General features: G+C 70.7%; 11 protein-coding genes. 4 read left to right on the top strand and 7 right to left on the bottom strand.

From position 1 onward, the window contains the following. The first annotated feature begins 105 nt into the window (after positions 1-105). Both ACIQRW_RS00855 and ACIQRW_RS00850 read left to right on the top strand, forming a co-directional pair. The gene (locus ACIQRW_RS00855) at positions 106-2,610 is read left to right on the top strand and encodes a ThuA domain-containing protein (RefSeq protein ID WP_403752446.1); all 2,505 of its coding nucleotides are present in this window, start codon (positions 106-108) and stop codon (positions 2,608-2,610) included. Continuing rightward, positions 2,607-4,844: an OmpL47-type beta-barrel domain-containing protein gene (locus tag ACIQRW_RS00850; protein ID WP_403752443.1), complete on the top strand. Its 2,238-nt coding sequence runs from the start codon at positions 2,607-2,609 to the stop codon at positions 4,842-4,844. Before ACIQRW_RS00855 ends, ACIQRW_RS00850 begins: the two co-directional genes overlap by 4 nt. Positions 4,845-4,858: 14 nt before the next feature. On the opposite strand, the gene ACIQRW_RS00845 is transcribed toward ACIQRW_RS00850, so the two are convergent. Then, the gene (locus ACIQRW_RS00845; RefSeq protein WP_403752440.1) at positions 4,859-5,926 is read right to left on the bottom strand and encodes an ABC transporter permease; all 1,068 of its coding nucleotides are present in this window, start codon (positions 5,924-5,926) and stop codon (positions 4,859-4,861) included. Next, a complete protein-coding gene (gene ligD / locus ACIQRW_RS00840) occupies positions 5,923-6,972 on the bottom strand; it encodes a non-homologous end-joining DNA ligase (RefSeq protein WP_403752437.1) in 1,050 nt (349 codons plus the stop codon). The genes ACIQRW_RS00845 and ligD overlap by 4 nt, the downstream gene beginning before the upstream one ends. 76 nt (positions 6,973-7,048) lie before the next feature. Between ligD and ACIQRW_RS00835 the strand changes: the two genes are divergently transcribed. Together ACIQRW_RS00835 and ppk2 are read left to right on the top strand one after the other, a co-directional pair. Continuing rightward, a complete protein-coding gene (locus ACIQRW_RS00835) occupies positions 7,049-8,110 on the top strand; it encodes an ATP-dependent DNA ligase (protein WP_403752434.1) in 1,062 nt (353 codons plus the stop codon). A 133-nt stretch (positions 8,111-8,243) separates the two neighbouring features. Beyond that, positions 8,244-9,212, top strand: a complete 969-nt coding sequence (gene ppk2, locus ACIQRW_RS00830) for a polyphosphate kinase 2 (RefSeq protein ID WP_403752431.1) — start codon at positions 8,244-8,246, stop codon at positions 9,210-9,212. 138 nt (positions 9,213-9,350) lie between these two features. Here ppk2 and ACIQRW_RS00825 read toward each other — a convergent pair whose 3' ends face one another. The 5 genes from ACIQRW_RS00825 to ACIQRW_RS00805 all read right to left on the bottom strand — a co-directional run bounded on the left by ACIQRW_RS00825 (position 9,351) and on the right by ACIQRW_RS00805 (position 13,600). Beyond that, complete coding sequence (locus ACIQRW_RS00825; RefSeq protein ID WP_403752428.1) at positions 9,351-10,079, bottom strand: hypothetical protein; 729 nt, start codon at positions 10,077-10,079, stop codon at positions 9,351-9,353. Positions 10,080-10,238: 159 nt separating this feature from the next. After that, positions 10,239-11,507 carry a lytic transglycosylase domain-containing protein gene (locus ACIQRW_RS00820; RefSeq protein ID WP_403752425.1) on the bottom strand — a complete coding sequence of 423 codons (1,269 nt, stop codon included), beginning with the start codon at positions 11,505-11,507 and terminating at the stop codon, positions 10,239-10,241. A gap of 26 nt (positions 11,508-11,533) precedes the next feature. Further along, positions 11,534-12,286: a hypothetical protein gene (locus ACIQRW_RS00815; RefSeq protein WP_403752422.1), complete on the bottom strand. Its 753-nt coding sequence runs from the start codon at positions 12,284-12,286 to the stop codon at positions 11,534-11,536. Between the two features lie 61 nt (positions 12,287-12,347). Next, positions 12,348-12,950, bottom strand: coding sequence for a nuclear transport factor 2 family protein (locus tag ACIQRW_RS00810; RefSeq protein WP_403752420.1), 603 nt, complete (start codon positions 12,948-12,950; stop codon positions 12,348-12,350). 59 nt (positions 12,951-13,009) lie between these two features. Further along, the gene (locus tag ACIQRW_RS00805) at positions 13,010-13,600 is read right to left on the bottom strand and encodes a hypothetical protein (protein WP_403752417.1); all 591 of its coding nucleotides are present in this window, start codon (positions 13,598-13,600) and stop codon (positions 13,010-13,012) included. Positions 13,601-13,622 lie beyond the last annotated feature (22 nt).

The following is a 13,622-nucleotide window of genomic DNA, read 5'->3' as shown; positions in this document are numbered from 1 at the left end:
GGTCTAGCTTCGTGCGCTGTCGCAGTGAATCAAGAGGAACTGACGAAGAGTGAGCAAGCCACAGTCACCGAGAGGTGCAGTGACCACAGAGGGGTGAGTGACCACATGCAGCGCGCATCACATCACCGGTCCAGATCACGACGCGGCCTCGCGGCGGCCGTGGCGGCCGGCGCACTGACCGTGTCCATGCTGGGCAGCGGCGGCCCGGCCAGCGCGGATCCGTCGCCGGACCGGGCCCTGGTGGAGAAGATGGCGACAACGTTGTCTCTACCGACTCCGCCCGGTGCCGCGAACCAGGTCAAGGTGCTGGTCTTCCACGCCTCGGCGGGCGACGAGGCACCGTACACGGACGCCGGGATCGCGGCGATCGAGAAGATCGGGCTGAGCGGCCCGGAGGCCGGCCGGTTCGCGACCGTGGCCACGGCCGACCCGAAGGTCTTCACCAACGGCAAGCGGCTCGGCTCGTTCCACGCCGTCGTCTTCCTGACCGGCGGGGGCGACGTCCTCGACCCGGAGCAGGAAGCGGGCCTGGAAGCCTACATGGAGGCGGGCGGCGGTTTCCTCGGCATCCATGACGCGGCGCGTACCGAGCCGTACTCGGACTGGTTCACCGGACTGGTCGGAGCCCGTCCCGCGGCGAACAGCCCGACTTCCACGCAGCGGGCGACCGTGGAGATCGGCGACCGGGTCCACCCGGCCACCAAGAACCTGCCGTTGGAGTGGAAGCGCCCCGACAAGTGGCTGAACTGGACGAAGAACCCGTCCGGTGACGTCCACACCGTGGCGCGCGTTCGGGAGTTGACGTACAAGCCGGGCGCGAGCGCCAACGGCTGGGACCACCCGGTCTCCTGGTGCCGCGACTACGACGGCGGCCGGTCCTTCTACACGGCCATGGGCGGTACGGCGGACAGCTTCGCGGAGACCGACTTCCGCGACCACCTGCGGGGCGCCCTCGCCTGGACGAACCGGACCTCGCAGGCCGACTGCAAGGCGACGATCACCTCCAACTACACCGCCGAGCGCGTCACCCAGCCCAACCAGCCGGGCCAGAACGACCAGATCGGCGAGCCGCACGGCCTGGTGACCGCACCGGACGGCCGGGTCTTCTACATCGGGCGCGGCGGGGCCGACAGCTCCGTCCCGGTCGTCATCGACTGGAACAACCCGAACATCGGCAAGGGCAAGGGCGAGATCCACGTCTACGACCCGAAGACCAGGAAGGTCACCCTGGCGGGTGCGCTGGACGTCTTCGGCAACAAGGGCGGCGGCGACGAACTGGTCAAGGTCGAGGAGGGGTTGCTCGGCATCGAGCTGGACCCGGACTTCGCGTCCAACGGCTGGGTGTACCTGCACTACACGCCGCACGCGAAGATCGACCGCGACAAGCGCATGGCGACCCGTCAGGTCTCCCGCTTCACCTTCGACTCCGCGACCAACAAGCTGGACCTGGCCTCGGAGAAGGTGCTGCTCGACTGGCCGGTGCAGATCAACAGCTGCTGCCACGCGGGCGGTGGCATGGCGTGGGACTCGAACGACAACCTGTACATCGCGACCGGTGACAACAACTCCTCCGGCTTCAGCGGTGGTTACTCCGGCAACAACCCGGAGCCGAACTACAAGGGCGTCTCCTTCGCCGACGCGCGGCGCACCGCCGGCAACACCAACAACCTCAACGGGAAGATCCTGCGGATCCACCCGGAGGACGACGGCACGTACACCCTGCCGTCCGGCAACCTCTTCACCGGCGAGGAGCCGGACGAGGGCGGCGGGAAGACCCGCGGCGAGATCTATGTGATGGGCGTGCGCAACCCGGCCCGGATCTCGATCGACACCGCGACGGACACGCTGTACGCGGGCTGGGTCGGCCCCGACGCGGGCGCCCCGTCCACCACCTGGGGTCCGGCGAAGTACGACACGTTCGCCGCGATCACCAAGGCGGGCAACCACGGCTGGCCGTACTGCATGGGCAACAACCAGCCCTACCGGGACCGTAATCTGCCCGACCCGAGCAAGCCACTGGGCTGGTACGACTGCGACGCCCCGAAGAACGAGTCGCCGCACAACGACGGCCTGGTCAAGATCCCGCCGGTGACCCCGAACACCATCTGGTACTCCCCCCAGGGCGGCGGAGTCGACTACCCGCGCGACGCCAACGGCGTACCGAGCTACAAGCCGGAGGAGGGCAAGCAGCTGCTCCCCTGGCTCAAGGGCGGCGGGCAGGCCACGATGAACGGCCCGGTCTACCGCTACGACGCGCAGAGCGAGTCCACGGCGAAGTGGCCCGCCTACTGGGACGGCAAGTGGTTCGTCGGCGACTTCTACGACGACACCCAGCCCCGGCACGCCGTGCTCACCGACCCGAAGACGGTCGGCAAGGGCGGACTGCCCACGCACGCCGAGTCGTTGAAGAAGATCATCCCGGTCGGGGCTGACGGCATCCGCAACCTGATGGACTGGAAGTTCGCGCCGGACGGTTCGCTGTACGTCCTGGACTACGGGCGCGGCTTCTTCACCTCCGACTCCAAGTCGGCGCTGTGGCGCGTGACGTACAAGGGCGGCGCCGCGACCCCGGCCGCCAAGGATCTCGTCGGAAAGGCGGCGGCGAAGTGAGACACCACTCGCTCCTGACACGCGGGCGGCACCGTCCGCCGAGCTTCTGGGTGGCCCTGCTGGCCTCCCTGCTGATGGTCCTCGGGCTGACCTCGACGGCCGCGTACGGCAAGGGGGACGACGCTCCCCGGGCGGCCGCCGCCGACCAGGTGCTGACCTGGACCGCGGGCGACCCGATCGACCACTATCTGTCCGCGCCGAAGACGGCGGTGGCCGGCAAGGCGACCATCGTCTTCGAGAACAGCACGGCCACCGGGAACACGACGAGCATGCCGCACACGCTGACGTTCAGCGTGTCGGACCCGGAGTTCAACAACGACGTCCAGCTGAACATCCTGGCCAACCCGGGCGACGCCGAGGGCGGCAAGCACAGCGTGGAGGTCACGCTGTCGCCCGGCCGGTACTTCTACCACTGCACGATCCCCGGCCACGGCATGATGCAGGGCATCCTGACCGTCACCGAGGGCAGTGGCGAGGACACCGAGGCCCCCGCGACCTCGGCGAAGGTCGACGGCGACCAGAACGGTGACGGCGCGTACATCGGCCAGGCCACGGTCGGCATCGAGGCCACCGACGCGGGCTCCGGCGTCGACACCGTCGAGTTCGCCCTCGGGGCGGACGGCGAGTGGCAGCCCTACACCGCGCCCGTCGTGGTGAACGAGGTCGGCGACCACACGGTCCGCTACCGGGCCACCGACAAGGCGGGCAACGTGGCGGCGGAGAAGTCCGTCGACTTCGCGGTCGCCGCGCCGCCGACCGACGACAAGACGCCGCCGGAGACCTCGGCGACCGTCTCGGGCGAGAAGGACGACGCGGGCGCGTACCTGGGAATGGCCACGGTCACCGTGACCGCGTCCGACACCGGGTCCGGCGTCAACACCATCGAGTACGCGCTCGGCGCGGACGGCGCGTGGCAGCCGTACACCGCACCGGTGATGGTCCACGAGCTGGGCGAGCACAAGGTCCGCTACCGGGCCACCGACCGGTCGGGCAACGTGGCGGCCGAGAAGGCCGTCGACTTCACCGTGGTCGAGCCGCCGTCGCAGGACCAGACGGCTCCGGAGACCACGGTGAAGGTCGAGGGCGACAAGAACAGCGACGGCGCGTTCATCACCAGCGCCAAGGCCACCGTCTCGGCGACCGACGACGACTCGGGCGTGGACAAGGTCGAGTACTCCCTCGACGGCGGTCCCTACCTGGCGTACACCACCCCGGTGATCGTCGACCGGGTCGGTTACCACTCCATCGCCCACCGGGCGACGGACAAGGCGGGCAACACCTCCGAGGCGAAGAAGGTGTCGTTCACCATCGCCCAGGGCGGCGGGGTTCCCGCGCCGAACTGCGCGGAGTTCGACGAGCGGCACACCGTCTTCGTCGGCACGATCGACACGGGCGTCCCGAACCGGATCACCCGTAACCGCTGCACGATCAACGAGCTGATCGAGGACGAGAAGGACTGGTCCTCCCACGCGCTGTTCCTCAAGCACGTGACGACGGTGCTCGACAAGCTGAAGACCGACGGCGTCATCGACCAGCGCGAGCGCAGGGCGATCAACCAGGCCGCCAAGCAGTCGGGCATCGGTAAGCCGGGCCAGGTCGAGGGCTACACCAAGCTCTTCGACGGCACGGCGGCCTCGCTCGCCAAGTGGCAGCAGGTGGGCGGCGGCGCGTTCGGGCTGAACGAGGAGGACGGCTCGATCACCAGCTCCACCACGGTGGACGGCATGGGCATGCTGTGGTTCCCGGCCCGCGCCTACGGGGACTTCTCGCTGAAGCTCCAGTGGCGGGACGACGCCCCGGGCTCGGGCAACGCCAACGGCGGGGTCTTCGTCCGCTTCCCGAAGGTCCACGACCACCCGGAGGAGTCACGTCCGGAGTGGGTCGCCATCAAGTACGGCCATGAGATCCAGGTCAACGACCGGCCGGACGGCGACATGTACAAGACCGGTTCGGTGTACGGCTTCGACCGGGTGGGTCTCGGCGGCGCCGGGGTCACACCGAAGGGCACCTGGAACGACTACGAGATCAAGGTGGTGGACCAGCACTACGAGATCTACCGCAACGGTGTCCTGATCAACGAGTTCGACAACACCGGTGGTCAGCTCTTCGAGCCGCCGCGGGGCGACGACCCGGGCACCGACGGCCGGCGGTTCGCCTCCGGTTACATCGGGCTCCAGGTGCACGGCGTCACCGACGTCATCTCGTACCGCGACATCCGGATCAAGGAGCTGTAGACCGCGGGGCTCGCTCAGGTGGCCGCGTCCGCATGCTCCGGCGTGCGGGCGCGGCCACCGGGGTGTCGGTGGCGCCACACCCAGAACACCGTGCAGGAGACCAGCGCCCAGCCGGCGAGGACCAGGTACGGGAAGACGAACTGGTGGCCCTGGTAGTAGACGGCGGTGTGCTGGGCGTTGACGGAGGCTCCCGGCGGCAGCCAGCGGCCGATGTGCCCGAGCGCCGAGGGCAGCAGCGGCCAGGACACCGCGCCGCCGGAGGACGGGTTGCCGAGCAGCACCATGACGCCCCAGGTGGGGATCATCGCCCAGCGGCCCATCAACGTGTTGAACATGGTGAAGACCATGCCGGAGGTGAACATCGTGAACGCCAGGATCAGCCAGGACTGGACGAACGGCAGGTTCACCGCCCCGAGCCACCAGTCCACGGCCGCCGCGATGGCGAACCCGCCGAGCAGGGCGTAGGCCACGGTGAAGGCGATCCGCTCGGCCGGGTTCAGGCCGTGGGCGTGCACGCTGAGCTGGATCGCGCCGAGGAAGCCCATGATCACGGCGGCCAGCGAGATGTAGAACAGGGCGAGCCCGCGCGGGTCGCCCCGCTGGAGCGGCTTGATGTCCCGGACCGTGACCTCGACCCCGGTGGCGTCACCCACCTCCAGGCCCGCCTTGCCGAGCAGCTCGGCCACGGACGCGCCGGAGGCTCCGGCCACGTCGAGCGCCACTCCCCCGTCGGACGCGCGCACGATGGCGAAGACCTTCTGTTCGTCCAGGGCGCGTCGGGCGTCGGCGACGTCGGGGTAGTCGCGCAGTTCGAGGGAGGCGTCGAGGGCCTTCTCCATGCCCGCGACGAACGCCTCGCCGCGCGCCGCCTCCGGCCGGGTGACCAGGGCGGCGGGAATGCGGTGCGGGGTCGGGTCGGCCATCGCGTACGTGTAGGAGCCCGCGAAGAGACCGGCCGCGGCGGCGACGATCAGGACGAGGACGGTCGCGGGGAGGAACGGGCTGTTCTTGTACGCCTCCCAGCGCTCGCGGAGGGTGAGCGGCCGCCCGTGCGCACCGTGCCGGTCGCCGCTCCCGCTCACGCCATCTCACCGTCGTCGTCGTGGCGGGCGCGGCTGGCGTCGTCGTGGCGGGCGCGGCTGGGCTGGACGCGCTTGGGCTCGCCGGGCATCTTCGGATACTCCGGCGGATAGGGCATGTCGCCGAGTCCGCGCTCCTTCTCGTCCCGGTCGGCCAGCTCCAGCAGGGCGTCGAGCCGGAACGCCTCCTGGTCCATGTCGGCGTGGACGTCGCCGAGTTCGGCGTAGCGCGCCGGGAGCGTGACGATGTCGAAGTCGCGCGGTTCGGCGTCGTCGATCTCCTCCCAGCGCAGCGGCGCGGAGACCGGGGCGTGCGGGAAGGGGCGTACGGAGTAGGCGGAGGCGATGGTGCGGTCGCGGGCGGTCTGGTTGAAGTCGACGAAGATCCGCTCGCCGCGCTCCTCCTTCCACCAGGCGGTCGTCACCCGCTCGGGCATCCGCCGCTCCAGCTCACGCCCGACGGCGATGGTGGCACGCCGTACCTCGGTGAAGGTCCAGGCGGGTTCGATGGGCACGAAGACGTGGATGCCCCGGCCGCCGGAGGTCTTGGGCCAGCCGCGTACGCCGTGGTCCTCCAGGACGGAGCGCAGCTCATGGGCGGCGGTGACGGCGTCCGCGTAGTCGGTGCCGGGCTGCGGGTCCAGGTCGATGCGGAGTTCGTCCGGGTGGTCGGTGTCCCCGGCGCGGACCGGCCAGGGGTGGAAGGTGAGGGTGCCGAGGTTGGCGGCCCAGATCACGGCGGCGAGCTCGGTGGGGCAGATCTCGTCGGCGGGCCGGCCGCTGGGGAAGGCGATGCGGGCGGTGGGGATCCACTCGGGGAGGTTCTTCGGGGCGCGCTTCTGGTAGAAGAAGTCGCCCTCCACCCCGTCGACGAAGCGCTGGAGCGTGGTCGGCCGGTGGTTCAGGGCCCGGGTGATCCCCGGCCCCACCGCCAGGAAGTACTCGGCCACGTCCCTCTTGGTGTAGCCCTTCTCCGGGAAGTACACCTTGTCCGGGTTGGACAGCCTCACGGCCCGTCCGCCCGCGTCCAGCTCCACCGCTGCTCCCATGACGGCCACCGTAGGCCGGTCGCACATATGCCGCACATCGGGAGACACGGGCGGGGTCGCGGTCCAGAATCGGCGCATGGACCTGCCGGTGATGCCGCCCGTGAAGCCGATGCTCGCCAAGTCGGTCTCCAAGATCCCGCCGGGCATGAGCTACGAGGCGAAGTGGGACGGCTTCCGGGCGATCGTGTACCGGGACTGCGACGAGGTGGAGATCGGCAGCCGCACGGGCAAGTCCCTGACCCGCTACTTCCCCGACCTGGTCGACGTCGTACGGGAGAACCTCCCGCCCCGCTGCGTGATCGACGGGGAGATCGTCATCGCCCACGAGGGGCGGCTCGACTTCGAGCGGCTCAGCGAGCGCATCCATCCGGCGGACTCCCGGGTGCGCATGCTCGCCGAGCAGACCCCGGCGAGCCTGATCGCCTTCGACGTCCTCGCCGTCGACGACACCTCCCTCCTCCCCACCCGGCAGGCGGACCGGCGGGAGGTGCTGAGGGCCGCGCTCTCGGAAGCGTCCCCGCCCGTGTTCCTCGCCCCGGCCACCACGGACATCGAGGTCGCCCGGGAGTGGTTCGAACGGTACGAGGGGGCCGGGCTCGACGGGGTCGTGGCGAAACCGCTCGATCTCCCCTACCGGCCGGACGCCCGGGCGATGTACAAGATCAAGCACGAGCGGACCGCCGACGTCGTGGTGGCGGGCTATCGCGAGCACAAGAGCGGCCCGGTCGTCGGCTCGCTCCTGCTCGGCCTGTACGACGCCGACGGCGTGCTCCAGCACGTCGGGGTCTGCGCGGCCTTCCCGATGAAGCGGCGCGCCGAGCTGGCCGGGGAACTCGCCCCGCTGCGCGTCGAGTTCGCCGAGCACCCGTGGGGCGCCTGGGCGGACGCGGCGGCGCACGAGCAGTCCCGGCTGCCGGGGACGCAGAACCGCTGGTCGGGCAAGAAGGACCAGTCCTGGGTGCCGCTGCGCCCGGAGCGGGTGTGCGAGGTGGCCTACGACCACATGGAGGGCGACCGGTTCCGGCACACCACCCAGTTCCGTCGGTGGCGGCCGGACCGGTCCCCCGCCGGCTGTACGTACGCGCAGTTGGAGGAGGTCGTCTCCTACGACCTGTCCGAGGTGCTGTCAGGCGGCTGACCCCGGTCACCGCGCCCGCTCGGACATGCCCGGCGGCTGTCGGGGAACATGCTCGTGCGGGAGAGGGCTCATCCGCGGCGGGTGGGCCCTCTCCCGCCGCACCGGCCCATGCGAAGCGAACGGGGACACGACCATGACCGACGACGACCGGAACACCGACCCCGCGGAGCTGCTGAAGGGACTGACCGTCGACGGTCGGCGCCCCGAGCAGCCCGTGCTCCTCGACGAGCAGGGCCGTCCTCTCGAGACGTGGCGGGAGAACTACCCGTACGACCGGCGGGTGCGCCGCAGGGAGTACGAACAGGAGAAACGATTCCTCCAGATCGAGCTGCTGAAGCTCCAGCGGTGGGTCCGCGAGAGCGGGCAGCGGCTGGTGGTCCTGTGCGAGGGCCGCGACGCGGCGGGCAAGGGCGGCACGATCCAGCGGTTCACCGAGCGGCTCAACCCGCGTGGGGCGCGCGTGGTCGCCCTGGAGAAGCCCACCGAACGGGAGAGCGGGCAGTGGTACTTCCAGCGGTATGTGGCGCATCTGCCGACCGCCGGCGAGATCGTCTTCTTCGACCGCTCCTGGTACAACCGGGCCGGGGTGGAGCGCGTGATGGACTTCTGCACACCGCAGCAGTACGAGCACTTCCTGAAGCAGGCCCCGCAGTTCGAGCGGATGCTGGTCGATGACGGTGTCCTGCTGGTGAAGTTCTGGTTCTCGGTCTCCCGCGCCGAGCAGCGCACCCGCTTCGCGATCCGGCAGGTCGACCCGGTACGCCAGTGGAAGCTGTCGCCGACCGACGTGGCCTCCTTGGACCTCTGGGACGAGTACACCACCGCGAAGGTCGAGATGTTCCGGGCCACGGACACCGAGAGCGCGCCGTGGACCGTGGTGAAGAACAACGACAAGAAGCGCGGCCGGCTGGAGGCGATGCGCAGCCTTCTGGGGCGTTTCGACTACGACAGCAAGGACGAGAAGGCCGTGGGTGCCCCGGATCCGCTCATCGTCGGTCCCGCGGACACCTTGTTGGAGCCGGGTGAGGAATGGGCGGATCTCTCGCCCACCCCTCTGACCGGCAGGGCCCACGGGCCGGGAGACCATCCCGGGCGGGCGTGACCCCCGGAGCGTTCAGCCCCACGGCCCTCTTCTCTCCTCTCCCCTCGGGGGAGGGGAGAGGAATTCCGTGTGCCGGGGGCTGAAACGCACCGCGCGAAAAATCATGCGTCATACATCATGCGCAAAAAGCTTTCCTGGTCAGGAAGTGATCTTCTTCGGGTCGACCACGTCAGCGTCGGCCGGTGCCTGCGCGTCGACCTTCTTGTTGTAATCGCTCAGCACGACCTCACTCGGCGCGTCTCCGCCCTCGGTGACCGCCTTGAGGATAAAGGGATCGCCCTCGGTGGCGACGTACATGGTGATCTTCTCGCCACCCGACTGCTTCTTCTCCAGGGCCAGTACCGACTGCCCGTCGATCTCCGTGGTGTCCCCCTTCTTCAATCCCTTCCGCTCGGACTTGTCGCTGTCCAGCGCGGCCAGGAACGCCTGCTTGTCGCACATTCCCTCGGTGCCGGACTGTCCCTGTTCGGACTTCACCCACTTGCCGTGCAGTTGCTCGATCGCCCCGTCGGTACCGGGCCTGCCCTGCAGTGAGTTCTGCCAGAACTTCTCGTCACCGCGCACATAGACCTGCTGCCCGACCTGGAGGATGTCGGCCTTGGCGCCCCGGCCGGTCATCGTGCCCTCGCACCGGTCCTGGTCGTCGACATGGAAGTCGAGACCTATCTCGTTCCCGCCCTTTTGTCGTGCGTTTCCCGTGACCCGTAAGGATTTCGCGTCGCGCGTCGCCTTGACCGCGTCCGCCGCGATCGTATCCGCGCTTTTTCCGCCGAACGCCTCGTCGCCGCTCTTCTCCCCGCCGCATCCGGCGAGCGCGGTCGCCCCCAGGGACACCGAAACCACAGCCAGGAATACTTTCTTCGTCACTTTTCCCTCCCAGAACAGTGAAGGGCCGTTACTGGCCTTCACCTGCCCGGGTACCCGGCGTAAACGGAATTCCACCTACGTGTTTCCGTTCATGCTCATATCCTGGCCAGGAGAGCGACTGTGCCGAGCCAGGTGCGAAACGCGCAGACCGTACCTGGTTCAGCCACCGGACCCTTCGCCCGGCACGCAGGGATCGCCCGGTTCGTCCTGGCCACCCGGTGTCTCCTCCTTCGGAGAAGGCGGCGACGGGGACGGTGACGGGGTGTCGTCGGGGCAGCCCGGGCCGGTCTCGCCGGGGTCGGGCGATGGGGTGGGGCCGGGGTCCGTCGGGTCGGGGCTGGGACTCGGGCCCGGATCGGTGGGACCCGGGTCGGTCGGACCGGTCGGGTCGGGGCTGGGGCTCGGGCCGGGGTCGGTGGGGCCGGGGTCCGTCGGGTCGGGGCTCGGGCTCGGTGAGCCGGGGCCCGTGGGACGGGGGGTGGGCGTCGGACTCGGCGGCCGGGTGGGCTGCGGGCCGACGACGACGCCTCCGTCGCCCTTGCCTGGACGTTCCGGCGCGCCGGGCCCGCCGACCGCTGCCTTGGGCGGGGTCTTCCCGCCGGGGCCGGGGCCGGCCGGGAGGACACCCTGGCCGTCGGCGACCGCATGGCTTCCGCTGCGGTAGAACTCCAGCCAGGACAGCACGGTCCGCAGATATGTCTCGGACCGGTTGTAGCTGAGGATCGCCCGGTCCAGGTCGGCGCGGCGGGTCAGATCGCGGGACCCGGCACAGAGGTAGCGCCCGGCGGCGAGCGCCGCGTCGTAGATGTTGTTCGGGTCCCGGCGGCCGTCGCCGTTGCCGTCCGCGCCCCAGGCCGCCCAGGTCGAGGGGATGAACTGCATCGGCCCGACGGCCCGGTCGTAGGCGCGGTCGCCGTCGTACGCCCCGTCGTCGGTGTCCCGGATCAGGGCGAAGCCCTTCCCGTCGAGCGCGGGGCCGAGGATCGGGGTGAGCGTCGTCCCGCGGGCGTCGACCCGCCCGCCGGACGCCTGGCCCGACTCGACCTTGCCGATCGCCGCGAGCAGTTGCCACGGCAGCCCGCAGCCCGGGTCGCCGCGGCCCACCGCACTCTCGGCCTTGCGGTAGGCGGCCAGCACGGTCGCCGGAATGCCCGCCTCGGACCAGGCGCGGGCCACGAGCGGATCGGGCTTCGCCCCGGGCTTCGGGGGAGCGGGCGGCTTCGGGGACCGCAGCGGAGGCAACTCGGTGTGGTAGACGTCGTCACCCGGCACCTCGCTCCACACGACGTCGTCCGAAGCCGCCGCCTTCCCCTGCCGGGGCTCGGGCAGCGCGACCCCCGGGGCCTGGGAGGCGGTGAGCGCGGTCATCGCGGCGACGGCGGTGGCCGTGGTGCCGAGCCGTCGGCGCACCGTGCGGTTGAAGCTCATCTGGACTCCACTCCCCTCTCCGGGGCTCAGCGGGTGAACGTGTCGATGGCGGCGATCAGCCAGGTGTCCCCGCGGCGGACGGCGTCCACGGCGAACATGGCCGCCGCGTACGTCGTCTCCTCGTCCTTGCCGGTACGGGTGTTGCTCTGGTCGGCGAAGATCAGCAGCCGGGCGCGGTCGCCGTCGAGGAACTCGACCCCGCTCTCGGTCACGGTGGTGGTCAGGACGAGCTTCTGCTTCGGGGCCTGCTCCCGTACGTCGGCGAGCATGTCCTTGTGCTGCTGCACGGCCCGGCCGGTCAGATAGGTGCTCGCGGCGCGGTCGGACCGGGCGGGCGAGGCGTAGTCGTACGAGAACACCGCGCCGACCGCCTCGCTGATCCGGCCCTTCACCTCACTGGTCCGGCCGATGTCGGTGAGCGCGGTGTTCTGCCGGGCCGGCTCGTCGCGGAGGCTGTCGGCCGAGGTGAACGCCCAGGCGGCGAAGGCTCCGAGGAGGACGGTGAGGGCGCAGAGCACGGCGGGCAACGTGACGCGGAGGCGGGATGTCCTGGTGCGCGGGGCATCCGCCGGGGCGTCGGACCCGGCAGTGGCGTCGGGGTCGGGGTCGGTGTTGAGATCGGTGGCGGTGCTTTCCGCTGCCCGCGGGGGTTCGGCGTCGGCAGCGGCGGTGGCGGCGGTGGTCTGTTCGGGTGCCGGATCGGTCTCGGCCCCCGGCGGGCGCGGTGGCGTCGTGGCAAGCCGGCGGCGGCGGTTCACGAGGTGACGGGTCGTCGACATGGGCGGGGTCCTCTCCGGGGCGGGCGGGGCAGGCGGGTGCAGGCGGATGCGGGGGCTGAGGTCAGCCGCCCGTGCCGCCGACGGGCGCCTGGCCGAGCGCGCTGAGCTTCCACCCGTCGGCGGTGCGGGTGAGACTCCCGAGCAACCGGCTCTCCTTCACCGCCGGTTCACCCTTCGGCGCGGTGACGGTGACCCGTAGCGCCACCATCACCCCCGCCCGGCCCGCCCGTTGGTCCAGCTCGGTCACCGCACCGGAGAGGACCTTCGCGGTGCTCACCGTCTTGGCTGCGGCGATCTGCTCGGCGAACGCATCGCGTCCGTCGACGAGTTGGCTGTGCAGATCGCCCGTGGTGGACTGCTCCCAGCTGTCGAGCCCGTTCTCCAGGGAGCGGTGGTCCAGGGTGTTCATGTTCTGCACCGCCTGCTCGCCCGCCGCCAGTGCGTCGTCCCGCGCCTGCGCGAAGGACGCCGCGTCGTCGTGGGTGGCCTCGTAGCGCAGCCAGCCGCCCCAGCCCGCCGCTCCGGCCGCGCAGACCGCCAGGGCCAGTGCGGCGACCACCAGCGGGTTCCGCGTCCCCGCCCGTGCCGTCCCTGCCGGCGCCGTGCTCTCCTGTGCCGGGTCCTGCCCTGCTGAGTCCTGCAGTGCCGTCCGCTGCCGTGCCATCTGCTGCCTCTCCCCTGCCTGCCGAACCGGACCGGTGCGCCATCGCCTCCGGCCCGCCGTCATGTGGAGCCGATCTCGACGATCCACCAGCGTCCGTCGCGCAGTTGCGCGGTCACCGTGAGCTGTGCGGAGGCGGTGGTGGGGGCGCGGCCCCGGCGCTCGTAGACCTGGTCGAGGAAGACCAGGAGGTGGGCGCTGCTGCCGGTCAGCCGGGTCACCCCGGCCCGGACGACCTCGGTGGTGAGCGTCAGCTTCTGGTCGGCGGACTGCCGCTCGACCTGGCCGAACAGCGTCGCGTACTGCTGGAGCGCCTTGCCCGCCAGGACCTCTTCCGCCGCCGCCCTGGTGACGGCGGTGGCCCCGGGACCGTACGAGAAGATCTTCCCGAGCGCGCTGCTGACGTCACCGGTGACGCGGGCGGTCGCCTCCGCGTCGGTGAGCGCGAGGTTCGCCGTGGCCGGGGTGTCCCGCAGGTGGCGTCCCTCGGCGTACAGGGCTCCTCCGGTGGCGAGCAGCACGACCGTCAGCAGTGCGCCGATGACGCGTGGCCACCGCCCAAGGGGTACGTCCGCCGCGCCGTCCGGGTCCGCCGTCTCCGCTCCGGCTTCCTGGTCGTCCACGTCGAGATCGAGGACCATGTCGCTCTTCATCGTCGCCGTTCCTCCCCGCGGT

Source organism: Streptomyces sp. NPDC091287 (assembly GCF_044768525.1).
GTDB lineage: Bacteria > Actinomycetota > Actinomycetes > Streptomycetales > Streptomycetaceae > Streptomyces.
The sequence above is the reverse complement of the archived record's forward strand: the minus strand, read 5'-3'. Positions and strand labels throughout refer to the sequence as shown.